At 41.9% G+C, this 24,465-nt stretch carries 24 protein-coding genes; 5 read left to right on the top strand and 19 right to left on the bottom strand.

Annotated features, from left to right (window positions below):
• Positions 1-498 precede the first annotated feature (498 nt).
• Positions 499-1,278 carry an ABC transporter ATP-binding protein gene (locus IGI50_RS17410; RefSeq protein WP_438777898.1) on the bottom strand — a complete coding sequence of 260 codons (780 nt, stop codon included), beginning with the start codon at positions 1,276-1,278 and terminating at the stop codon, positions 499-501.
• Positions 1,279-1,386: 108 nt separating this feature from the next.
• On the opposite strand from IGI50_RS17410, the gene IGI50_RS17405 reads away from it, so the two are divergent.
• A complete protein-coding gene (locus IGI50_RS17405) occupies positions 1,387-2,082 on the top strand; it encodes a TIGR00266 family protein (protein ID WP_438777897.1) in 696 nt (231 codons plus the stop codon).
• Positions 2,083-2,159: 77 nt separating this feature from the next.
• Positions 2,160-3,932, top strand: a complete 1,773-nt coding sequence (locus IGI50_RS17400; protein ID WP_438777896.1) for a putative polysaccharide biosynthesis protein — start codon at positions 2,160-2,162, stop codon at positions 3,930-3,932.
• Between the two features lie 66 nt (positions 3,933-3,998).
• Here IGI50_RS17400 and IGI50_RS17395 read toward each other — a convergent pair whose 3' ends face one another.
• The 9 genes from IGI50_RS17395 to serC all read right to left on the bottom strand — a co-directional run bounded on the left by IGI50_RS17395 (position 3,999) and on the right by serC (position 12,636).
• On the bottom strand, positions 3,999-4,505 hold the full coding sequence (locus IGI50_RS17395) for a prolyl-tRNA synthetase associated domain-containing protein (RefSeq protein ID WP_438777894.1): 507 nt from the start codon (positions 4,503-4,505) through the stop codon (positions 3,999-4,001).
• A 5-nt stretch (positions 4,506-4,510) separates the two neighbouring features.
• Positions 4,511-4,969 carry a hypothetical protein gene (locus IGI50_RS17390; RefSeq protein WP_438777892.1) on the bottom strand — a complete coding sequence of 153 codons (459 nt, stop codon included), beginning with the start codon at positions 4,967-4,969 and terminating at the stop codon, positions 4,511-4,513.
• Between the two features lie 194 nt (positions 4,970-5,163).
• On the bottom strand, positions 5,164-6,318 hold the full coding sequence (locus IGI50_RS17385; RefSeq protein WP_438777891.1) for a trans-sulfuration enzyme family protein: 1,155 nt from the start codon (positions 6,316-6,318) through the stop codon (positions 5,164-5,166).
• Positions 6,319-6,438: 120 nt separating this feature from the next.
• The gene (locus tag IGI50_RS17380; protein ID WP_438777890.1) at positions 6,439-7,530 is read right to left on the bottom strand and encodes an SLC13 family permease; all 1,092 of its coding nucleotides are present in this window, start codon (positions 7,528-7,530) and stop codon (positions 6,439-6,441) included.
• A gap of 123 nt (positions 7,531-7,653) precedes the next feature.
• Positions 7,654-8,697 carry an HAAS signaling domain-containing protein gene (locus IGI50_RS17375; protein ID WP_438777889.1) on the bottom strand — a complete coding sequence of 348 codons (1,044 nt, stop codon included), beginning with the start codon at positions 8,695-8,697 and terminating at the stop codon, positions 7,654-7,656.
• Between the two features lie 2 nt (positions 8,698-8,699).
• A complete protein-coding gene (locus IGI50_RS17370) occupies positions 8,700-9,035 on the bottom strand; it encodes a PadR family transcriptional regulator (protein WP_218257577.1) in 336 nt (111 codons plus the stop codon).
• Positions 9,036-9,139: 104 nt separating this feature from the next.
• Entirely contained in the window at positions 9,140-10,366 is a 1,227-nt protein-coding gene (locus IGI50_RS17365; protein WP_438777887.1) for a DUF1015 domain-containing protein, read from the bottom strand.
• Positions 10,366-11,553, bottom strand: a complete 1,188-nt coding sequence (locus IGI50_RS17360) for a 3-phosphoglycerate dehydrogenase family protein (protein WP_438777885.1) — start codon at positions 11,551-11,553, stop codon at positions 10,366-10,368. Before IGI50_RS17360 ends, IGI50_RS17365 begins: the two co-directional genes overlap by 1 nt.
• The gene (serC, locus tag IGI50_RS17355) at positions 11,554-12,636 is read right to left on the bottom strand and encodes a 3-phosphoserine/phosphohydroxythreonine transaminase (RefSeq protein WP_438777884.1); all 1,083 of its coding nucleotides are present in this window, start codon (positions 12,634-12,636) and stop codon (positions 11,554-11,556) included.
• Between the two features lie 451 nt (positions 12,637-13,087).
• On the opposite strand from serC, the gene IGI50_RS17350 reads away from it, so the two are divergent.
• On the top strand, positions 13,088-13,858 hold the full coding sequence (locus IGI50_RS17350) for a helix-turn-helix domain-containing protein (RefSeq protein ID WP_438777882.1): 771 nt from the start codon (positions 13,088-13,090) through the stop codon (positions 13,856-13,858).
• Positions 13,859-13,964: 106 nt separating this feature from the next.
• Here IGI50_RS17350 and IGI50_RS17345 read toward each other — a convergent pair whose 3' ends face one another.
• The 9 genes from IGI50_RS17345 to IGI50_RS17305 all read right to left on the bottom strand — a co-directional run bounded on the left by IGI50_RS17345 (position 13,965) and on the right by IGI50_RS17305 (position 21,338).
• Positions 13,965-14,876, bottom strand: a complete 912-nt coding sequence (locus tag IGI50_RS17345) for a CPBP family intramembrane glutamic endopeptidase (RefSeq protein WP_438777881.1) — start codon at positions 14,874-14,876, stop codon at positions 13,965-13,967.
• Positions 14,877-14,905: 29 nt separating this feature from the next.
• The gene (locus IGI50_RS17340) at positions 14,906-15,100 is read right to left on the bottom strand and encodes a hypothetical protein (RefSeq protein ID WP_438777879.1); all 195 of its coding nucleotides are present in this window, start codon (positions 15,098-15,100) and stop codon (positions 14,906-14,908) included.
• Positions 15,101-15,172: 72 nt separating this feature from the next.
• Positions 15,173-15,343 carry a hypothetical protein gene (locus IGI50_RS17335; RefSeq protein WP_438777877.1) on the bottom strand — a complete coding sequence of 57 codons (171 nt, stop codon included), beginning with the start codon at positions 15,341-15,343 and terminating at the stop codon, positions 15,173-15,175.
• Between the two features lie 227 nt (positions 15,344-15,570).
• Entirely contained in the window at positions 15,571-16,878 is a 1,308-nt protein-coding gene (locus IGI50_RS17330; RefSeq protein WP_438777875.1) for a sensor histidine kinase, read from the bottom strand.
• 4 nt (positions 16,879-16,882) lie between these two features.
• Positions 16,883-17,608, bottom strand: a complete 726-nt coding sequence (locus IGI50_RS17325) for a LytR/AlgR family response regulator transcription factor (protein WP_438777873.1) — start codon at positions 17,606-17,608, stop codon at positions 16,883-16,885.
• A gap of 110 nt (positions 17,609-17,718) precedes the next feature.
• On the bottom strand, positions 17,719-18,147 hold the full coding sequence (locus IGI50_RS17320) for a DUF3788 domain-containing protein (protein ID WP_438777871.1): 429 nt from the start codon (positions 18,145-18,147) through the stop codon (positions 17,719-17,721).
• 290 nt (positions 18,148-18,437) lie between these two features.
• On the bottom strand, positions 18,438-19,529 hold the full coding sequence (locus IGI50_RS17315) for a hypothetical protein (protein WP_438777869.1): 1,092 nt from the start codon (positions 19,527-19,529) through the stop codon (positions 18,438-18,440).
• Between the two features lie 199 nt (positions 19,530-19,728).
• Positions 19,729-20,301, bottom strand: a complete 573-nt coding sequence (locus IGI50_RS17310) for a helix-turn-helix domain-containing protein (RefSeq protein WP_438777867.1) — start codon at positions 20,299-20,301, stop codon at positions 19,729-19,731.
• Between the two features lie 425 nt (positions 20,302-20,726).
• Entirely contained in the window at positions 20,727-21,338 is a 612-nt protein-coding gene (locus tag IGI50_RS17305) for a TetR/AcrR family transcriptional regulator (RefSeq protein WP_218257570.1), read from the bottom strand.
• Between the two features lie 167 nt (positions 21,339-21,505).
• On the opposite strand from IGI50_RS17305, the gene IGI50_RS17300 reads away from it, so the two are divergent.
• Together IGI50_RS17300 and IGI50_RS17295 are read left to right on the top strand one after the other, a co-directional pair.
• Positions 21,506-22,207, top strand: coding sequence for an ABC transporter ATP-binding protein (locus IGI50_RS17300; protein WP_438777865.1), 702 nt, complete (start codon positions 21,506-21,508; stop codon positions 22,205-22,207).
• Positions 22,207-24,456 carry an FtsX-like permease family protein gene (locus IGI50_RS17295; protein WP_438778433.1) on the top strand — a complete coding sequence of 750 codons (2,250 nt, stop codon included), beginning with the start codon at positions 22,207-22,209 and terminating at the stop codon, positions 24,454-24,456. The genes IGI50_RS17300 and IGI50_RS17295 overlap by 1 nt, the downstream gene beginning before the upstream one ends.
• Positions 24,457-24,465 lie beyond the last annotated feature (9 nt).

The raw sequence follows: 24,465 nt of genomic DNA, 5'->3' as shown, positions 1-24,465 counted from the left end.
AATATAAAATCCCCTTTTAAATCCTTGTTAAAATCAATTAAATTAACGTTTCTATTTTTAGATCGACCACTACAAAACAATTCAAAATAACATAAAAATGTATTAATCAAAATAAATAAAGATTGGCGCTTTAATTCTAACGTCGTCTCACTAACAAAAATACATTGACCATTACTGACTTTCCATAGATAAAAACGACAGTTCTTCGCATTCTCATAGTCGAACATATTATAACATTCAAAACATATTCAATAAGATTCTAAAATAAAATGAAATATCTTAAAAGCGAATAAATTTCAAGTATTATTAGGACTTAAATCTTGTATAAGGTTCTATTTTAAAGACACTATAAATAACATTATAAGTAACTTTACTGAATGATCCGGCTGTATATCCCAATAATTAGATAGAAAAAAAAGGATAATATCTCCACTGCGATTTTTATATCGTTATTTCAACCGCAAAAAAATGGCTCCTCCACTTAGGAGAAGCCTCTACCTATTTAGGAATGACCATCAATCGATCATCGGACATTTCATGGATAGCGATCGGTCGTTGATAGAAATCGTTCAGTACTTGTTCTTGCAGCAGTTCTTCTCGTTTGCCTTGCTTGAAAATTTTCCCGTCACGAATCATCAACACATGATTCAACAGCGGTAGAATCTCTTCCGTATGGTGCGTCACATAGAGCAGGCTTGGCGCGTCCGCCGTTCGTTTCATTTCTTTGATACGCGATAACAGATCCTCTCGCGCAAATAAATCCAATCCATTACAAGGTTCATCTAAAATCAACAGCTCTGGTTTTGCCATCAGTGCCCGTGCGATCAAAATGAGCTGTTTTTCTCCTTGCGATAGCACCTGATACACTTTTCCAATCAGCTTTTTGGCTCCCAAAGACGCCATCAGCTGTTTCGCTTCATCCAATTCAGCTGTTGTGTATTCTTGATAAATACCAATACTGGCAAACTTTCCTGACAGGACGATATGTTCTGCCTGCTCCTCTCGATGAATACGCTCCTGCAGCGATTGACTCACCCAGCCGATTCGTTTCGTCAGATCGGGGATCGAGGTCCGCCCGAAAACTTCCCCTAAAACCGTCAGCTTGCCGCTGGATGGCCACAAATTACCTGAGATCATGTTCAGCATCAGACTCTTTCCTGCCCCGTTTAATCCTAGAACTGCCCAATCCTCACCCGCTTCGATCCGCCAATCGATTTCCTGCAGCAGGGCTTTCTGCTGACGAATAAATTGAACCTGTTCAAACGCTAAAATTTCCATACCTACGCCTCCATATTCTTCCCTTTTAACAATTTTATCAAAACAACACAGAAAAGATATGGGAAATGATATAATTTTAGCAAATGTCTTTGGAAGGGAGCTTTACCTATGAATTATGAATTATCCAAAAGTACTTTTGCGCCAATCGCGAAGGTCCACCTGCAAAAAGGAGAAAAGCTGCGGATTGAACCGGGTGCGATGGTCTATGAGCTTGGTGAGATTGAATTGGAAGGACAAATGAACACGAATGGCAAGAAAGGGATCGGCGGCGCCTTAAGCGCTCTAGGCCGTTCAGTAACTAGCGGTGAAAGTTTCTTTATCAGCACAGCGACTGCCCATTCAAATGAATCGGTGATCGCCATCGCCCCTGCTGTTCCAGGAAAAATCTTTGCATTAGATGTTGGTGCAGAGCATTGGCGCCTAAACACCGGTGCTTTTCTTGCCAGCGAAGAAAACGTCAATTATCAAATGAAGCGGCAAAAGCTTTCGGGCGCTCTTTTAGGCGGCACTGGCGGACTCTTCGTCATGGAGACAACGGGCAGCGGACAAATTTTGGTTTCGGCCTTTGGCGACGTTGAAAAGATCGATCTGGATGGGCAAGCACCTGTGATCATCGACAATCAACACGTCATCGCATGGACGAGTTCGTTGGACTACAATATTCGTGTCGCGTCAGGCACCTTTGGTTTCAAAACCGGCGAAGGCGTCGTAAATGAGTTCCACGGCCGCGGAACCGTATATATTCAAACCCGCAATCTCGAAAGTTTCGCCAGCCATATCAATACCTTCATCCCTAATTCTTAAAGATTGCAAGACAGGATTGTAACTAGAAGAAAGAACAGGTAAAATATGATGGATACTGTTGCAGAAAGCTGGTTAATATGACTGATAATAATACACACGAAAACGAGTTCCGGGAAACACCCTCGCGGATGGCTCGTTATCATACCGAAGCGGTCGCACCGCCGAAAAAGGAAAGAAAAAAGAAAGCCGTTCAAGTAACAGAGGTTGAGCCGACCGAACCCGTCGCGCCGCAACCTAAAAAACAAGCTACGGCACAAGAAAAAATGGTGCAAAGCACCGCATGGCTGACCGTCGGCAACATCTTTTCCCGACTATTAGGAGCGGTTTACGTTATTCCATGGATCGCTTGGATGCAGCCTCATGGGTTGGAGGCCAATTATTTATACACAAAAGGGTATAACGTTTATGCCCTCTTCCTGATGATCTCGACCGCTGGGATTCCAGCGGCGGTAGCGAAGCAGACCGCTCGTTATAATTCTATGAATGAATATGGATTAAGTAAAAAGCTGCTGTTTTATACGATGCGGCTGATGACCATCGGCGGGATAATTTGTGCCGCCATCATGTTTTTGGGCGCCCCTTATCTTTCTCAAGGAAATGCTGATTTGGTGCCGGTGATGCGCTCTTTAAGCGTCGTACTACTGATTTTCCCTGCTATGAGTGTGATTCGCGGCTTCTTCCAAGGAAACAACAACATGAAGCCCTACGCGATTTCGCAAATTATCGAACAAATCGCTCGGGTCTGCTATATGCTGGCTTCGGCTTTCATCATCATGCAGATCAACAATGGCAGCTACAAGACTGCTGTGGTTCACTCGACCTTCGCCGCCTTTATTGGGGTAGCCTTTGCAATGGGGGTTCTGCTATTCTCACTGCTGAAGGAACGAACCGCCTTTCGCAAGCTTATTAGAGAAAGTAACAATCAGATCACCTTCTCTGGCCGACAATTGGTTTTACAGATGATTCAACAGGCGATTCCGTTCATTATCGTAGGGAGTGCCATCAGTATCTTTAAATTGATCGATCAATACTCCTTTGAAAAAATCATGTCGATCGTGACGGATAATTCCGCTGCCACAAATGCTGATTTATTCGCCTTGATCTCTGCAAACCCGGACAAATTAACAATGGTGGTCATCGCGCTAGGTACCGCAATGGCAACCGCTGGTCTGCCATTGATCACAGAACGCTTTACGAAAAAAGATCACCAAGGGTTAGCAAAATTAGTCACGAACAATATCCAATTGCTGTTCTTCGTCATGATGCCGGCAACTGTCGGAATGTTCGTTCTGGCTTATCCCTTAAACACGCTGTTCTACTGGCCAAATCAATTAGGATCGGACTTATTAGCCGCTTCCTGTGTGGTGGGGATCATGATGGGATTATTCATGGTTTGCTCTACTATGCTCCAAGGGTTGGATGGCAATATGCAGGCCGTCTGGTTTTTAGCGATCGGGATCTTTGTCAAAATCGTCGCGCAGTTCCCACTGACCTTTTTGTTTGAAGCCTATGGGCCATTAATCGCAACCTTTGTTGGTTTCTTGGTCGCAAACATGTTCCTATTAGACCGCATCCACGTTATCTCACAGTTTCCATTTAGAGAAACTGTGGCATCGATCATTAAGGTCACCGTGATGTCGCTCATCATGGGGGCAGTCGCTTTCGTCGTGAAATTTGGTTGTGAACAATTCTTAAGTGCGGATTCAAAGGTTCAATCAATGATCATTATTTTAATCGTCGCTGCATTTGGCGGCTTCACCTACATGATCTTAGCACTAAAGACACGCATGGCCGACAAATTATTAGGTCCACGAGTGGACGGCATCCGTCGTCGCTTACACATGCGCTAAACAGCTTCACTCCCCGCAGATAATTCTGCGGGGAGTTTTTTGTCTACGCAAAAAACAGCTCAAAGCTTACGCTTCGGGCTGTTTTTCCGGAATGGTTAAATAGTGTGGTTCGATAGACAGGTTCGCTAAAAATCGTTGGAAATCACGAAAGGCGATCACCAGTGTCGCTGTATTTGTATTGGGATGAAACCCGATTTTTTCTGATTGATCAATGACCTCATCGATTACCAGCGTAATTCGCTGCTCTCGATCATGAGGCAAAGCTAATGGTGTTACAGAGCCTCGCTCTAAGCCCAGCAGCTCAAAAAGTTCTGCTTCTGAAGCAAAAGATAATTGCTTTTCTCCCAACTCCTTGGCAAGTGCTTTGATATCTAAACGCTTTTCTCCAGGACAGATCACAAAATAATAGTGATGACTTTTCTTGCTCTTCATCAATAAATTTTTCACGTCGGTTCCATCAATTGAAAAATCAATCTCTGCTACCGTATATACCGCCTTGTGATCCACTCGTTCATAAGGAATCTGCCATTTCTCCAGCAGTTGATATACTTCCGTATCCGTCGCTTTGGTCATCGCTCTCACCTGCTTTCTTTTAAAAGATTGCGCCACGTAATGATGGTTTTATTAACGTGATTCAATACTTCTAATTCTAGCTTTTTCGTATCTGACACGTCGCGCTGCTGGAAGCCCTCCAACGTCTCATAATTTTCTTCCAGCAACGCTGGGATGGCTTTATTTGACTCTGAAGGAATCAAGCTGCCTGCTTCGGCCTTCAACTGCTTAACCACGATCGGGGTCGTTTCTTGAAAATAGGCGTAGCCGTATGTATTCAGATTTTTTTTATAAGATTGCAGCGTAGCCAGTGAAGCTTCCAAAACGGCCCAGCCATCCGCCGTCCGCTTTGGTACTTGGACAACTTCCTTTCGCTGCTGCGGTTTTTCTTTTCGTTTTATGGCCCACCGCGTAATTAAAAAAGTCGCTAAACAAACAACCACGTTCGAAAGCAAGACTTCTGGGCGCAAAAGATTCTCAATCATGACGTTCACTTCCTCTAAGAGATGATACCATTATACCGAAATCCTTCAAGTTAAGGGAACGATTTTTCTAAAAAGATCTAGACGATATTTATGAGAGAAATGATTGCCTTCAAAAAATCCCCCTTCTACCCAAAGAAGTTGCCATTTGTTCGTAAAAAGGGAGAGGACAAAAGCTTTTGTCCTCTCCTATCCTCTTATTTTACAGTTAAGCGAACTTTTGTAAGAGCCTGCTCTAAATCCTTAATCAAATCCTCGGTATCCTCGATTCCTACAGACAGCCGCAGCAGTCCTTCGGTTACGCCTTGTTTGTCACGCTCTTCTTTTGGCACACAGGAGTGACTCATAGTGACCGGATAGGACAGAATGGATTCGACACCCCCTAGACTCACCGCCGCGATCGGCAGCTGCAAGGCATCCGCAAACGTATAAACAGCTTCCTGATTCGCCAGCTCAAAAGACAGTACCGCTCCACCGCTAGTGGCTTGACGTTTATGAACTTCATATCCTGGATGGCTTGGCAGTCCTGGATAATGAACCTTTTGTACCACCGGATGCTTTTCCAGCATTTCACTGATCTTCTCAGCGCTGCGGGCACTCTGCTCCATCCGCAAACTCATGGTTTTCAAGCCCCGCATGGTCAGCCAGCAGTCCTCTACGCCTAAGATGCCGCCTAGAACTTTTTGCTGCAGCTTGATTTGAATATGCCATTCCTCATCATTTGTTACGACCAATCCTGCTACCACGTCGCTGTGACCATTGATGAATTTCGTGGCACTGTGGATCACAACATCTACCCCTAAAGCCAATGGTTTCTGAAATTGCGGTGTCATAAAGGTATTGTCGATGATGGTTACTAAATGATGGTCTTTAGCCAGCGCCACCACCCCCGCGATATCAGTCACCGAAAGCAACGGGTTCGAAGGAGTCTCCAAATAAAGACCGCGGGTGTTTGGTCGAATCGCATGCTCCCACTCCGTAAGATCAGTCTCATCAACGAAGGTCACTTCAATACCGAAGCGATTCATCACTTCATTGACTAACTGGAAGGTCCCTCCATAAATACTTTTACACATCACTAGATGATCACCTTGATTAAAACTCAACAGCACCGCCGAGATCGCGCCCATTCCCGAGGCGAAGGCTGTTGCATATTTTCCTTCTTCTAAAGCCGCGACAGCCTCTTCTAAAGCCGTTCTCGTTGGATTGCCGAAACGGGAATACGTATACGCTTGTCCCTCTTTAATAGATGCTTGCTTAAAGGTTGAACATTGGTAAATCGGAATGGATGAAGCGCCAGTCTCTTCATCGAACGCATGATAGCCATGAATCAGCTTTGTCTTATCTTTCATCACAAATCCCCCTTAGTCATTACTCACAGGATTAGCTTAACACTATTTAAAGCGTTTTCATCATTTTTGGATGAATTCCCATAAGAAACTTAGCTTATTTTTAGGAATTCTTGGCGCTTTTTAATGGATAAAGAAATAAAAGATCGTTCCCAAGAACAGAAGCAGACCAAAATTGACGACACTAAATAAACCAAGGAACTTCTTCGTCTCATTCGGATAATACAGGCGAAACAAATTGTAGCCGATCAGGTTGGCTAAGGAGGCTAATAGTGTCCCTAACCCGCCGATATTTACACCTAGAATAACCGCCTGCTGATTCGAAGTAAAAGGCGCGATTAAAAAGGCTGCGGGGACATTGGAAATGACCTGACTCAAGCCTAACCCTGCCAAATAAATTTGTTTGCCGCTTAACGCTTGTAAAAAGCGTTTGATAAACTCAGCATCGCCGATATTTCCCACGATGATGAAAAAACAGACAAAGGTCAGCAGCAAGCCATAATCCACTTTACTAAATAATTCCCGTCGATAAAACCAGATAATCAAAGCGATAACTGGAATGACCCACTGATAAGGCAAGACATTCAGAACCACCAAAATCATCACTAGCATCAGCCCGATCAATAAAGACGTTTCTCTACGGTCAAACTGATTCTCTTTCAGCTCGATTTCCTTCAAGGATTCCTTTGTTACCAGTAGAGTCAAAAGGAATAATGAGAAGAAACTAAATAGTAAAACCAAAGACATCCAGCTCAAAAACTGAACTAATGGCACCTGATAGTAATCATATAAATATAGATTTTGCGGATTACCAAAAGGGAAGAAACTGCTGCCCAGATTTGCCGCCACGATGATCAACACACTACCTAGCAAACGCCCCTTAAATTTCGGCAATACCGAAAGCAGCTTAAAATAAATCGGCAGCAAGGTCAAAATCGCCACATCATTCGTTAAAAACATCGAACCAACCAATGATAGAAGGATCATTAACTGAACCAGCTGCCGGCTGTTTTTTGAATAGTGAAGTAATTTTTGCGCGACGAATCGCAGCAGCCCTACCTGCTCGAAACCTTGAATCAACAGCATTAAACCAAATAAGCTGAAGATTACCTTATAGTCAATGAAGGCTACTGAAAAGCGCCCAATCAAGCAGCTGATGATGGCTAATATCAAGGAAACGCTTAGTAGTCGATTATTTTTAACAGCATTCCACATACACTTTATACTCTCCCATCTTCTTTTTATCTTCTGTTGATTTCATTATCCTTTTCAGCATACTCCTAAATCGGAAAGTTACACAAAAAATTGACTCCCACGGTTGCGAGAGTCGATTAGCAATTAGGAAGCACGTTCCTGATTGAAATATCCTTGTGCTGTATTTCGTTTGCTTCGGTAGTAGATGACCGTAATAATTTGAATCATCGAGACGGCGACAATGATTACACAAATAATCAGACGAATCGATGCGGTATCTCCAGTCGAAATATAATGGAGAATGTCTCCGGTTGACCACTCTTGTTCTTGTACCAGTTCAACTAATTCGCGACTAAATATATTGTTATGCATCAATAGAAAAACCCACATACTGGCTGAAATTGCATGGTCTATGACTGACCAAAGGCACACTCGATTTGTCCAACGGTGATCAATTAGCTTCATGACATTAACAATTATTGTTAGCAATACGCCAATGACCATGACCGGAATCAAAAGCCGCGTAAAACTATTGCTGAATAACGGTACATTGGTCCTAACCTCACCTGACACGCTAAAAACGTGAGAAAATAGATTTAACGATACAAAAATGAAAATAGCACTAAAGACAAGCGTTGCTATGATCTCTGCTACCGGATCTGAAATCGGGATAACCTTTTCATTTGTCAACGGAGGCAGATCTTCCAATTTCCAATCATCCGGCTTTTTCTTAAAAGCTCCTGTTCGTTCAGCAATAACAAAACCGATGGTTGTCCAGACTAGTGTATGCAGCACTCCTGAGACGCCGCTTTGAATACCTGATTGAAAAATTACTTGCAGAATGGTATCTACCTGCTGGCTGCCTTGCTGAAAAACTTCTACAACCCCAGTTACCGCGCCAATCACCGCAGTAAGAATTCCGATTATTGGCACCAACAGCTTTAATAACCGCAGATACTCGTCATAGGCTTGAGGAGAGATCAAATAGCGGGGATTTTGACGATACTCCTCAGCTAATTTGCTCGGCGCCCCCATTGTTCGCAAGACTTTCTCGATTTCAGCGTCATTTGGCTGATCTGACAGCATGTCATAGATATTGCTCTGTAGTTCCCTTGCTACCTCTTCACGGTCTTTTTCCGGTAATTGTTTTACCACCGCATTGATATAACGTTCAATCAAATGTTCCATTTTCACCCCTCCGAATATAGTTTAATCAGATTTTTTTGCATTTTTTTCCATTCTTCAAACAACTTTGCTCTAACCTCTGTCCCCATCGAGCTGACTGAATAATATTTCCTTGGCCGGCTTTCCGTTGTATCCCAATCACTTACCAGCAATTCCTGCTTTTCTAATCTTCTTAGCAATGGATACAAGGTGTTCGCGTCAATATCGATTCCCTGCTCTTGTAATGTCTGCAGCAAAGCGTAACCGTAATGAGGTTTGTTCAAGCTTCCAAGTACCGCCAAAACCAAATTTCCCCTTTTTAATTCTGTAATATAGTTTTGTACAATGTCCTTCTCGGGCATGTGATCACCTCTTCACATCTATTATACTGTGTGATACACATCATAGTCAACAACACAATATTGTGAAAAAGAAAAAACTCTCGAAAGATTCGAGAGTTCAACGGTTATTTTGTTTCTAAATCATGCAGGAACAAGCCGCTTAAAAGTTTTGGTTCAAACCATGTCGATTTCGGCGGCATGATTTTCTTCGCATCGGCCACATCTAAAAGATCAGTCATTTGCGTTGGATACATTGAGAAGGCTAGTTTCCAATTGCCGGAATCAACTAGTTTTTCCAACTCCTCGGTTCCACGAATCCCGCCAACAAAATCGATGCGCTTATCGGTACGAATATCCATGATCCCAAAGATGTCTTCGAGAACATATTTCTGCAGCAAGGCCACATCCAGTTTTTCCACTGGATCATTGGGAACCTTCTCCGCTTTGATGCTTAGTGTATACCAATCAGCTCCGTCGTATAGCTGGCAATCGCCGGCTTTAACAGGCTTTTTGACACCTGTTTTTTCGACCTGATAATTTTCACTCAAACGCTCCATGAAGTCAGCGGGTGGCGCAGTTTTCAACACGCGGTTGTACTCCCAAATGGCTAACTCATCCTCTGGGAAAATAATCGATAAGAACTGTTCTGTCTCAGGATTTTGCTCGCCAGATTCTCGTTTTTCCAAACCGATCTTCACTGCTGATTCGGTGCGATGATGCCCGTCTGCGATATACAAAGCATCCACAGCTGTAAATAGCGCCGTCAATTTTTCAATGGTCGCTTTTTGATCCACCACCCAAACCCGATGCGTCACCTCGTGGTAGCTGGTGAAGTCGTAGACAGGTGCATGTTCTTTCTGCCAGTTTTTGATGATGGCTTGAATTTCTTCCTGCGGACGATAACTCAAGAAAATCGGACTCGTATTGGCATCACAGGTACGAATGTGGTTCATTCGATCGATTTCTTTTTCATGGCGCGTAAACTCGTGCTTCTTGATTTTTTCATCGATATAGTCGCTGATGGCTGTACAGGCCACGATCCCAGTTTGGCTGCGGCCATCCATCACCAATTCATATAAGTAGAAATAGTCTGCGTCTTCCTTGAACAACCAGCCTTTCTCTAAAAACATGGCTAAGTTATCAGCCGCTTTTTGATAAACCTGCTGGTCGTAAGGCGAAAGCTCCGCCGGCAAATCAATCTCGGCTTTATCGATATGAAAATAGCTGTAAGGATTATCTGCTGCTAAATCTTTAGCTTCCTGGGAATTCACCACATCGTAGGGCAATGCCGCTACCTTATCAGCCAAATCTTTCGCCGGACGAATTCCTTTAAAAGGATGAGCTTGTACCATTAAAATTCACTCTCCTCATCCCGCTGGATTGCTCGAACCCGGATAATGCCTTCATTTTGACTTAATTTCTCAACAATCGCAGCAATTTTGTCTGGGTTCGTCTCTGAAACATCCACTAAGGTATAGGCGAAGTCATCTTTCCCGCGGTTCACCATGTTGTCAATATTCACCTCTAAAGAAGCGATATCTGAGGCAATCAACCCCAACATGTTTGGCACATTTTTATTGATGATCGTGATTCGATAAGGCGATTCAAAGGCCATTTCGACATTTGGGAAATTGACAGAACGTTTGATAACACCTGTTTCCAAGAAACGCTTCAAGCCCCGCGCGGCCATTTTCGCACAGTTTACTTCTGCTTCCTCGGTTGACGCGCCTAAGTGAGGCAGCACAGTAATTTTATCGTTATGCAGTAATTTTTCTTCCGCAAAATCCGTCGTAAAACCAGCGATTCGCTCTTCATTGACCGCCTTCACTACCGCATCTGTATCCACGATCTCACCACGAGCAAAATTCAACAGGTGCGCCGTTTTCTTCATTTGCATCAGTTCTTCTGTGCCGATTAGGTGACGTGTAGCCTCTGTTAACGGTACGTGAATCGTCACAAAGTCACAATTAGTCAAGACTTCCTTCAAGTCCTTCGCCCGTTTCACTCGACGAGAAATGCTCCAAGCCGTATCCACAGAAACATACGGATCATACCCCGTTACTTCCATGCCCAAACGGTACGCGTCGTTGGCAACCATCGCGCCAATTGAGCCTAAACCGATAACGCCTAGTTTTTTGCCTTCCAATTCGGTTCCGGCAAACTGCGATTTTTGCGCTTCTGCTTGTTCGTCCACATTTGCGCCTTCTAAAGTTTGCACCCACTCGATTCCTTGAACCATCGGACGAACGGACAGCAGCAGGCTCGCTACGACTAATTCTTTTACCGCATTAGCATTGGCACCTGGGGTATTAAAGACAACGATTCCCTTTTCTGTACATTCTTTGACTGGAATGTTGTTCGTCCCAGCACCTGCACGGGCAACGGCTAAGACTGATTGTGGAAAATCATAATCATGGAGCTTTTGGCTGCGCAAAATAATGCCGTCTGGCTCTTCACTTTCGTTAATACGGTAATTTTCTTTATCAAAACGCGCCATTCCTTCAGGAGCGATCGCGTTGAATGTTTTAATCTGAAACATTTAATTCCCTCCATTTTCCTTTTCAAACTTCGCCATGAACGCGACTAATGCTTCAACGCCCTCAATCGGGAAGGCATTGTATAGACTCGCCCGCATTCCGCCAACAGAACGGTGTCCCTTCAAGTTTTCAAATCCTTCAACTAAAGCTGCTTGATTGAAGGCTTTGTCTAAGGCTTCATCACCTGTAACAAATGGAATGTTTGTAATTGAACGACTCGCTTTTTCGACTGGACTCTTGAATAGAGCGGATTTTTCAATCGCATCATACAGAAGCTGAGATTTTTGCTGATCCTTTTCAGTGATCCCTGCCACGCCGCCTTGTTCTTTCACCCATTCCAAAACCAACTTCGCGATATAAATAGCATAAGTCGGTGGTGTATTATAAAGAGAATTGTTTTTCGCTTGTAACGCATAATCCAGCATTGGTGAGAAAATCGCCTCTTGATTGAGCAAGTCTTCACGAATGATGACAACAGTCAATCCAGCCGGTCCAATATTTTTCTGTGCACCAGCATAAATCACACCGAAGTCTTCTACTTTGTAATCATTGGCTAAAATATTTGATGACATGTCAGCCACGACTGGGACGTTGCCGAATGATGGAATCTTAGCATATGCCGTTCCTTCAATTGTATTATTCGTTGTAATATGCACGTAGGCTGCGTCTTGATCGACAGCTTCCGGCAGTTCTGGAATATAGGTGAAATTCTTATCCTCACTAGAGGCGATGACTTCAACCTCCACATTGTCAAGGGCCTTAGCTGCACTAATAGCTTTCTTAGACCATGAACCAGTACTGACATATAAGGCTTTTTTCCCTTGCGCCAAGTTCAACGGTACCATCGTAAACTGTAAGCTCGCACCGCCTTGTAAGAATAAGACCTTGTAATTATCTGGAATCGCCATCAGCTCTCTTAGCAAGCTTTCGGCTGATTGAATGATTTCTTCAAATAAGGAGGAACGATGACTCAGCTCCATCACCGACATGCCGCTATTTTTGTAATTAAGCATCTCGGACTGTGCGATCTCCAACACAGCTTTCGGTAGTACTGCGGGACCTGCAGAAAAATTGTAAATCGTCATACTTATTCTCTCCTTTTTCATTTTATAAAATTAAATCCAACTTAAGGATGGCTAGCTCTTTAGCAGTAAAGCGCATTGTAAACAAGCCGCTACCCATCATCAAGATGTGATGACAATTATAACAGATGTCCTTATATGATAAAAGCCTAATTCTAAATTAATTTCACTGTAATTTGAATTCTTGTCTGAAATTTTCAATGTTTCTTACAAAAACGAGTTTTCTATCTTAAAGCTATCAATCATTTCCTCATCTCTCAAAATAAGTAAAAGACCTTCTGCCCTTCTTCTATTTAAGAGCTCCAATGATTTTACTTCCAGATTGGTCCATTTTCTCTGCTACATATTGTCACAAATCGTAAAGAACCAAGTGTTACAAAAAGTATCTTTATGGTCAATTAGAAATCCTGTAGACTGAGCTTAACCAAATATAAATTTATCAGGAGGAGATTTCTTGAAAATAGGCAGTAAGCTTAAAGAGCTTCGGGTTGCACATGGATACACGCAAGAAGAACTATCCACTATCTTAAATGTCTCACGATCAACAATCTCAAGCTGGGAAATCAATCGAACGTACCCGGATATAAGCATCTTAGTTTCATTGAGTGAGCTTTATGACATTACGATCGATCAATTGATCAACGAGGACGACAGATTAATCGCCACGATGACGGATCAGACAAAAACAAATCACCTCTTTAAGAAAATCATCCTTTCATTGATCGTCATCATTTTTTCTTTCACACTATTTATAGTTTTCATGCTCCAGAACAATCACCAGCCAGAAGAACAAACAATCACACATTATGATTTTTCAGACTATTCAACAATTTTAGAAAAAGACTGGGAATCAGATAATAGCGTCTATTACTATAAAGATTGGTTCGTCGAAGAAATCATCGACACCTTACCAGACGGCACCGCAACGACGCTCCTGCAGGCCCCACATATAAACACTAGTTTCGATGAACAAGTTTCCTTAAAAATTAAAAGAGATGAAAACAGCAACATCAAAAAAGTATCAATTGTTGATAGGAAAAGTACAATTCAATTGCTCAAAAAAGAGTATGGTGAAAAAATTCATATGGAAGAATTTCCTTCTTTAGAAGAAGCGCAGCAAAGTATAGAAGAAGCTAAAGGCGTGAACAAAAAAGACACCAATAAAACCCTTGTTTTCCTAAAAGATGACGAGACTAGCGTTAAGGCTTACTTTAAAATTGAATAGTACTTCTTTTTTTCAAATACAAAAAAAGTATCCTAAAAATTGATTTCAACTTTAGGATACTTTTTTAGTCTTTAATAATCATGCGCTTTCTTCTGAAAATCGGCTGTCAATGATTGGTTTGAGACAAACCATTTTTCAGCTTAAAAGAAAAGAGGTAAATCGCCAGTCCTAGAATTACACTCATCCCGAGTATCCCTGTGGGCGCAGGGCCTAACAGCGGCCGATTCATGGCTAGAGAGAGGATTTGCATGTCAGCCGCCACGTTGACTGCCCCATGAATAATCGCTGCATACATACAATTATTCGTTTTTAATTGGACAAAGGACATCCAAATCCCAATACTGACACAAAATAGGGTCATCATAAAAATCCCACTATAGGGAGCACCGAAGTAATGATCGCCATAATTAAAACCAAAATAAATGAGCGGTGCATGGGTGATTCCCCAAAAAATATTGCTGAAAAGTACAGCTTTTCTGACGCTCATCAATTCTGTAAATAGTGGCAATAAATACCCACGCCACCCAATTTCTTCACCTAATTCAAGCAAATGGATCGGAACAGCCACAATAGAAAGCAGCCACAGGACTAAGGCAATGATCACTATCGTCCCTGCGTTCACAGTATAAATATCAGGCAACCCATATTGCGCACAAAAATCAAGCAGTGCTTGGGCGTTTACTACTAGTTCCTCTGGATAAAACACGTAATAAATACCCGCACCTATCAACACCGCTAACCCTGGCATCAAGGCACTAAAAAGAAGCACCCTTCCTTGTTTCCAAACCTTAAGATTCAAGTTCCAACTAGACGTGTCCTTGGTAATAAACCGTGTAACCACAACTGCCAGTACCGGAATCGCGGTAAATATCTTTTGCAAAACAAGGAATAGCTCTGCACCTGCTTTCTTCGGAGCCGCAATAGCAATTCCTCCGACTAACAGACACACACCCGTTGTTAGTATCAAGTAAATACTAGCGCGCCTGAACGCTGCCTGTTTATTTTTTATATCCTTCATTCAACCGTTCTCCTGAGTCATTGTTGTCTCTATAATGAATCAATTTCTTCTGGGTTCAGTACATTGAGTCTCACTACTTCTCCGCAGTTTGCGCAAAATGTTAGCTGCAGCTCAGAGCCGCCGAGTCCGGTACGCGCGTTTAATGATTGTACACTCGCAACCCCTGTAAGCTTTCCTGTTTTCATTTCCTTGCTGTTGCAAACTGGACAGGTTTCATCTTTCATATTTTTCTCCTTTTCTTATTCAAATAAATCGCTGGCATTTTCTACTGGTAATACGCATTAATGACTGAATAACTAATTTCTAGTCTTTTTTGCACTTCGATTCACCAAATAGATGACGGATGTACATAGCAGCATGCCAATAGCTGGCAGTACGTCCATCCCTTGATAAACTGCATAAATACAGGTAATCGCAGAAATCGCCATGGCAATAGAAGCGATGTTTGTAGCCATTTGCTTTGTCATAAATGTGCCCTTCCTTTCTAAGGTAAAGAAATCCCTCTAGACTGAAGGATCAGAACCTAGAATCATTTTCAACAAGTTATCCCAATTCACCTAATCAATCGCTTTTTTATCTGTCACTCCGAAGATAGAAAAAAACACTTCTTAAAGGGATGAAATTATTGTAGCAAGGTTAAATTGCTGGGACAATGCACGTTCGTTCTACTTGTCAAAAACAATCAGGTTTTCGGTCATGAATCAGAAATAGCTCCCTCGAACAAGGTCATTTCTATCTGGAAACGATCCTTAAAAAAAGAATACTGCATCTCTCCAGAATATTTTTCTACAACAGAGCGGATGCTTCCCATCCCTAGGCCATGATTTTTTTTGTCCATTTTTCGAGTGCTCAGTTGGGAACTTTCTCCGTCTGTACTGTTTTCACACTCGATAATTAACAAAGCATCATAATAAACAATCTGTAATTGAATATACGGAGAGGTCTTACAATAGCGACAAGCATCCATGGCATTATCAAGAATATTTCCTAATAAGACCGCTAAATCAATGGCCTCTATTTGAAGGGACGCAGGAAAATGAACCTCCCACTGACAATGAATCCCTTCGTATTCAGCCTGACGGTATTTCGAAGCAAGAATCGCATTTACTTCAGCATGAGCGGTGAAATCATAGGCCATATTATTAGAAAGTTGCTGGATAAGCGGCTGTAAAGGATTGTCCTTCTTCAGCTTACTATCTGAAAATAGCCCGCTAATCGCGATCAATTGATTTTTCAGATCATGCTTCATGGTACGAATCTCATTCTGACTTCTTTCTACTTGCTGATAATACTCTTCACGCTGTCGATTTTGCTGCTCTTTTAACGCATAAATCTGATTCATTTCATAATACTTTTCTAGTCGGTCAAACAGTAGATACCCTATAATATTAATAATAAGAGCAAAGAAAAAAATAACGATTAACCCTTTGGTATCTAGAAATAAATAAGCGATAGCCACTGTTAAGCTGCTGCTGGCCGGAATCATCATTTCTAAAAGATAGAGACCGATCGGCTTCTTCACATCTACCTGTCTCTTCTTACGAAAATAGTTGAAGAGAAGGATGAACGTGTACATAACCACGCAAGAAATGAGATACGTACAATTCATATCGGAGACACCCATATTTTGAAACGTATTGCTTTCATTTTGTCGTAAATAAAATAGAATTCCTATTAATTCAGCAATTCCTGCGATCATGATCAAAAAAAGCACGAGGTAGATTTTCTTAAAAAATTGTCCTTCATAAGGAAATAACGCCAGCCAAAAATAAATGCCGGTTCGAAGAGAGAGCAATACGATCCGGAGCATCGCAGGGGCATGATAGTAATTCAAAAGAAAATACGTGAACAAACTAGATATTGCTCCAACCAAAATAAATAAGCCGACTGTTTTATTTATTGACCAGCCTTCTTTTTTCTTTAAAAAAGAAGAAGCGAATAAATACGCGGCTCCAATAGTCATTGTATTCGTTAAAAAAGACCAGAATAACCTCAGGACCACAAACTCACTCCTTTTTCCTTTTTAGTAAAACAAATCGGCGATATGCTTTGTTAAAGGCATGATGATAGGTGCCGCTTATTTTAAGTTCCACTCCGTTTGACAAGAGAATATGCCAACTATCTACTGACCGAATGTGTTCGAGATTAACAAAATAGGACTTATGAGCCCGGGCAAATATCATACTGGTGATCTGTTCTTCTACTTCCTTAAGTGTGCCGTAATGCGTTCTTTCCTCACCATCGGACATATGCAGGATAACTTTCCGACCGCGACTTTCAATATAGTCGATTTGAGCCAAAGATACTGCATGTTTTTTCTTTCGTACCTTATAGAAATACAGTGACCGTCGACTTTCTAGTAAATGTATTGCTGAAAGAAGAACTTTTGTCACTTGCTCTTCTTGGATCGGCTTTGTTAAATAACCCAATGCCATTACCTGAAAAGCTTCTGACATCAGTTCCCCGTGGCTCGTTACGAAAAAAAGAATTGCCTCAGGGTCCTGTTCTCTAATCCGCTGAGCCACCTCCAGTCCGTCCATTCCTGATAGTTCAATATCTAATAGGTAAATATGGAACTCTCTTGGATTCTCCCTTAAAAAAGCGATTAACTTTTCTCCTGATGAAAAGGAGCTGCAGCGAAAGTTATAGGTCATCTCAGCAAATACGCGATTTACTAATGAGATCAACTGCTCTCTTGCTGCAGCCTCATCTTCACAAATAGCAATTTTCATGTTCTATCCTCTGTTTCGATATTTTATTAACTCCTATTCGACTGCGTCATGAAAAGAATCTACATTCACGAATACAGATTCCCTTCATCATTCTTCTCATTTACTGTATCTCAGCTCACCTTGCGCCGCAGCAGCATTCCCCGCTTCACGTCCTCAAGGATTTCAGCGTTCTTCACCTCAAACATCAGCCAGCGTTGCCCCATGCCTTCTTTGGTTTGGCGATACAGATTTTGGGTATACTCAGTAAAGGTCCACAATGTTTCTTCCATCTCACTTTTTTCTTTTTGACCAATGACCACTAAAGCAATGAACCATCCTTCTTGCGGATAGAGGGTGCACAAGCTTTTCCCTGCTTTTTTGAATTTAACATTCCAGCCTGGCGCCATACCGCAGCCGCTATACTCTATACTGATCCGCGCTTTATAGGCGGTATCCATATATGCCAAAAGATCATTCCATAATTCATCGTTCACCCACTCTGTAATCGTAGAGAGTTCTGGTACGCTTGCTTTGTTCATCTTATCCCATTTATTCCCCATAATTTCGCCCCTTTTTAGACTAACTTCTCGAAATTTTTTGCCTATAAAAAAATTATAGCATGACGTTTAACCAGTCACTTGTCTAGTAGTGCTTTTTTTTATGAAAATGTTTTTTGGGGTTTTAAATGTTTTCAAGTATCTTGAAATGACGTTTAAATTTAAGTAAAAGCGCCACTGGATTCATAAGAATCAACTCCGTCTTTTTTAAAGAAAAGGATTCATTGAATGCAAAAAAACTTGTTGTTGGCGGTTTACGCTAGCACAAATAAGCCAACTGACGATGGCAAAAATTACTCGTTTTTCTTTTTTCTACCCTTATTCGATTTTTTCCGCCCATTCCCTTTCCAAGCCTCGATCAAACTAAGGGCCGATAGCTGCCTACCACTAAGCGGGCGATTATTGGACGATCGTTTGACAGCTGTATCGTATTTTGGCGGTTCGGCAATGGCTACGGGGCTTTCCTCTTCTAGCGGTCTCTGGGCAGCTGCCTGATCGGATTGTTCTTGGACAAAATCAGTAATCGTCGGTGGCACAACACTCACCGGTTCTCTTTCTACTACAGGATCGGCTGGACGCTCGACAAATAGAACCTCGATATCATCGAAGGTTTTCCCTTCCGGCATGTGCGCCTGAATTAAGACCATAGCCTCTGTATCACTTAAGGTTCTTGGATCAAATCCATGAGGCACCCTAATCGTAACCTTTTCTTTCGGTTCTTCACTTGGAACTGGAACTTCCTCTTGCGGTTCCTCATAATGGGAGACATTGGCAGCTTTAAAATAATCAAATTTGACAAACTCCGCGAATTTTCGGACATCTTCTTGTTGAAATAGTGTTAGTGTGGTTAATAACCTTAATAGAAGACGTGTTCGTTCACAATTTTCCTCATGAGCCACCGCTGGATGAATATCTCTCAAGGTCCACGTATGTTTCTTGCCGTTTGATGCTTTAAATACGGCAATAAGGTGATAATGATACTCAGATTTCTCATTAGGTGCCGCCGTTTCAGTGTGTAAATACTTGCTAATCAGGCGAGCCTCCTTGGAACATTGCAGATAATCCTTTTTATTTTTAAACAGCCGTTTGATGATCACATCAAACTCGCCGCTTTTGAAATAAGGTTTGAAATAGCTAAGATTCTTGCGCAAAATGTCGCTCGGTTCGGCCGTCAGAAATATTTCTCGAATCAAGTCTTTCAAAAAATAAGAATAATCGCTTAGAACCAAGGCATTTTTTACCATGATCGCAACAGCGTACTGAATGATAGCGGATACATCTTTTGAGTGCTCAAAATAGCTTGTCACTTTTGCCTCCAGCGTAGGGCGTTTGGTCACGAACAGTTGAACTTGACTCAAGGGTTTGATTTGTTGGATTTTTTTCATGGCATTTCGCTTCCTCTCACTTTTTCTTTCCTTTAAAAAAACTTCTTACAATTATCATACCGCTGAGACTAAAAAAAGACGAATTCTTTATAAAAAGAAAAAATAAAAAAATAAGCAACTTTTTTGCGACTATTTGGAAAATAAAAAAAGCCTAAAAAGGCTGATTTGACAACCTTTATAGGCGCTATGAAAAAGATTTTTAAAACATTCCGCAGATCCAAAGACTCAATAAAACGATTGCGGATACTATTGCTGTAAATGTCACTACTATAAGTATCTTAGTTGCTAAATCTTTCCCAAAGCTTCGTTTCTGCCTTTTTTCCTCTACATCTCCACTCTCCATATAGGCAACGATTTCTTTATACGTTTTGACATTCTTTTCCTTTTTGATTTTTTCAATTTTTAGCGCTGCCCACATACCGATCAACCAAAGAATAAAGGGAATCCAGAGACCTTTATCCCCGAAGATTTTCCATACCGGTCCAAAAGAAATAGCGGCCGCCAGAATCGTCCCTCCCATAATATAACTGTACTTATTCATCTCATCTTTATTGATCACTTTTTTCATCGTTTCCACGTCTCCTTTGACAAGTTCGTCTAAAGTCACGTTAAAAAGAACACTCAGCAATAACAGATTATGGATATCCGGATAGCTACGTTCATTCTCCCAATTTGAAATTGTTTGACGCGAAACATAGATTTTTTCAGATAGCTCCTCTTGGGAGTACCCAGCCCCTTCTCGTAATTTCTTAATCTGCTTGCTTAAATTCATTTCATCCGCTCCTTCATCCTCACCTTATGACTTTCTGCTGATCGGCGCCAGAAAAACTCTTTGTCATCGGGCCTATTTCCCTTGTCAAAAGACTTTATCAAGTTAATTAAGCTTGATACAACAACGTTTTCGGACAAAAACATTCTCCAAAAAAGTTTTTCTCACTTTACAAACTAGCACTTTTATTCGTCCGAAAATTGTAGCTTCAGGTAAATTATCCGCTCGATTCGATGCACCGTTATCGAATCAATTCTCAGTCAAAGAACAAATCTTCCTTTATTGAATTCCGGTTACTAGCCATTGCTCCGTGGAGAACCCGATGCTCAATCTAATCCTCTTGTTCCTTTCAACCTGAAAGCCTCATACTTTTAAAATAACAACAAAACTAAAATAGTTATCTCATAAAAAATTTAAAATGAATCTTTTTATCCTTGCTCAATCGCTTCAAAAAGCTCGATAGGTGGAAAGGTCATACATTTAGAGATGACTTGTGCGATCTCTTCCGGTGACTCCTTCGCCCCGTTTCGAATCCATCGCTTAACAATGGCGATTGCACCATAATAAATGAAATCCTGTTGCAGCTCTTCCAATTCGGTAAACGCCGCTGAACTCAGACGGATCTTCTTTTGGACCTCAGATATATAGGCTCGCTCCAATTTTTCAATGAACTGCGGGCGCCCGAAATCCCCTAGTAGTATTTGCGCCGTTTCTTTTCGTTCATACAAAAAGTTCATAACCACTAAACAGGCTTCCTCGAAAAACTTTCCCACTTGATTACGGCCGTATTTATCAATCTTTTCCGTTACTGTCCAGCCGACATGGTCCGCTAGAACTTGCTGAAAATTGGAGAAAATCTCCTCCTCTACCTCTTCTAAGATCGCATATTTATCAGCAAAGTGATGGTAAAATGTGCCGCGATTGATTTTTGCTCGTTTCGATAGACTGGCAACTGTAATTTTTTCAAAACCTATTTCATTCATCATCTCAAAAAAAGTTTGGATGATATGGGCTCTTGTACGATCTGTTTTATTCGACATCGTTTCCTCCAACTATTTAATCGGATCTGTTGAATTTTTGAACACTTATTCGTGAATTGTTTAACTTTTGAACATTCACGACGGAATTGTTCGTTGTTCCATCCATAAACCAAGCTTAAACTATAAATCATAAAAAAACAACACAGTGTTCAATTTGGAGGGGTTAGATGGAGTACATTCAGGCAAAACAACTAAAAAAGAACTATCAAACAGCTACGACCGAAATACTTGCATTAAAAGAAGTGTCCTTTTCACTAAATAAGGGAGATTTCACCGTGATTCTAGGACCTAGCGGCTCTGGTAAAACCACCCTGTTGAACCTTTTAGGCGGGATGGACAAGCCTACCAGCGGTGAATTATTCGTCCAGCAGGAACCGATTCATCAGTATAAAGAAAAGGAGTTAACAGATTATCGTCGGGAAAAGGTGGGATTCATTTTTCAATTTTATAATTTGATCCCCACCCTAACTGCCTTGGAAAATGTGTCTATCGCGCAAAAAATAGCTCAAAATCCTTTTCAAGCAAAGGATATTCTCGAAAAGGTTCAGCTCTCTCATCGACTGACGAACTTTCCACAGGAGCTCTCTGGCGGTGAGCAGCAACGCGTCTCTATCGCTCGTGCCGTCTGCAAAAATCCGCAGCTGATCCTATGTGATGAGCCTACGGGAGCCTTAGACAGCGAAACGGGGAAACAAGTCTTGCGCCTGCTGAAAGAAATGTCGGTCATCCATGGACATACGATCATCGTCGTGACCCATAACGCATCGATCGCCAAAATCGCGGATCGTGTTTTGTATTTAAAAGACGGATCGATTGTCAAAAACACTTGGCAACCACAGCCTTTGGAGATTGACGAGGTGAACTGGTGATGCTAAGAAAAACCTTTCGTGATTTGCGTAAAAACTGGATCAGCTTTCTCTCTGTCTTTCTGATGAGTTTTATTTGTTTGTTTATTTTTACTGGGATCTTCCACCTTAGTCAGCAAATGGACGTTACTGGAAAGAAATTTGTTAAGGAGAGTCAATTAGCAGATACTGTTTTATCTGTTTCTCGTTTCGACGGTGACAAAGAGCAGCAAACGAATAAACTAGAAAACGTTAAACAGGTCGCCAAGCGTTCCATCGGACAGTATCAGACGGACAAGTTTTCATTGACTCTTTTGTCCTTCGATCATTCTTCTATAAGCAAACCTCAGGTAGTTCAAGGGGCAAAACTTTCGAATCAATCAGGGATCTGGCTAGATGAAGACTTCTTTCGGGCACGTGATTATCAGCTTGGCGAAACGTTTGTGATTGAACAACAATCCTATAAAATATTAGGAACCGTTCGCCAGCCAGAATTCATCTATCATACGGGAAGCGACGATCAGCCGTTGCCGAATCACAAAAAAAGCGGATATGCTTATGTATCGCAGGAAACTTTTGAGCAGTTGCCTCTTTATCCAGTCCATCAGCTCTTATTGAAAACAGCTAGCAGCAACACGCCTTGGTTGGAAAAGGAGCTTGCATCCATTTGGCAAGATGACTACGGGCAATTGACGGAGACTCAAAAACATGCCGGGCTCTCGATTTTCTTTGATCGCGTGATGCAGGTTCGCCGCTTGGCCTTTCTTTTTTCAAGCTTGTTCTTACTCCTGACCTTGATTACTATGGAAGCGACGATGAGACGCTTCGTTAAGCAACAACAGGTACAAATCGCAGGCTTGAAGGCACTAGGTTTTCGTCGCCGCACGCTTCTAGTCCATTACCTTTCCTTTAGTATGATCGTGACTTTTTTAGGGGCGAGTTTCGGCTGTATACTAGGGCCGAAGCTGCTCTCGCCGGCCTTGATCGCCGCTATAGGTAACCAGTTTTCTGTACCAGCCTGGTTATCGGTAGAGTCTTCTGTCGGCTATTGGGCAGTCGCACTTGTTGTCCTGCTTAGTATGCTGATTACCCTCCTTCCAATAGGAGCGCTTAGCGGCAAGCTGCCGGCAAAAATCCCACAGTCGCAAACAACGCAGCGCTACAAGCGAAGCTGGCTGGAAAAGACAAAGCTATGGGCCTATCTTCCATTTTCTTTACAATGGACCTTGCGGGATATTCAAAGAAATCGCCGGCGTGCGGTGTTAGGGATTTTTGGGGCGATGGGCTGTATGCTTCTGCTGATTGCAGCGTTCGGGATAAAGGATTCGATTCATTTTTCTTTGGATTCTGTCTTTCGTGATACCTATCATTACGAGGAGAAAGTCACCTTTAAGACAGCTTTGCCTTCGGATGAAAGAAATGCGATTGTTCAGAACATCGATTCTGATTATCAATGGCTGGAGCAGCAAACCATCACCGTACTAAAGGATTCAGAAGAGCAATCAACCACAGCGCTTGTTCTATCAGCTGGAAATGAACTAAATCTGCCAGAAACAGACCTGCAACACTTCACAGAGAATCAAATTGGCCTGTCTGAAGCCTTGGCAAAAAAACTGCAGGTACAGATTGGTGATACCCTTTACATCAAGCTGCAGCAGCAGATGCTTCCCGTATTTATCAAAAAAATAGTCCCTGTCTCTTCTCCGCAAGGACTGTTTTTCTCACAAACCACTTGGAAAAATCTTCAACAGCCCTTTCAGCCGCAAAGTCTATTATTGCGAGAACAGGATCAATTGACTGACATGCCGATGATCGCCAGCACAAGCGAGAAGCGGCAGCAATTTAAGGATTCCCAAAAACTGATTGAAGGAATCTTAATGATTGTGTCTTTATTGATTTTAGCGGCTCTGGCTTTAGGGATAACCATTATGCTGAACTGTCATTTATTGATCTTTTCCGAACGTTTTATTGAATTCTCCACGCTAAAGGTTTTAGGCTTTAAGCAGCGAGAAGTGCTGGCCTTGTCTTTTTTAGAAACTTCTCTATTAACCTTGGTCGGCTGGCTGCTTGGGCTTCCCTCTGGTTGGCTGTTTCTTAAGGCATATGTCGCGATGGTTTCCACTGATCAGCAGCAGTATTTGCCTCATATTACTTTCCAGAGCTTAATGATCGCCAGTCTTGTTCTGCTTGTCAGTATGCTGCTGGTTCAAACATACTTAACGATCCGCATCAAGCGAATTGACTTTGCTACCGCATTGAAGCCTTCAGAATAATAAAAAAAT

The sequence above is a fragment of the Enterococcus sp. DIV0170 genome (assembly GCF_051710765.1).
Taxonomy (GTDB): Bacteria; Bacillota; Bacilli; order Lactobacillales; family Enterococcaceae; genus Enterococcus_A; species Enterococcus_A raffinosus.
This window is presented reverse-complemented; position numbering and strand designations above follow the sequence as displayed.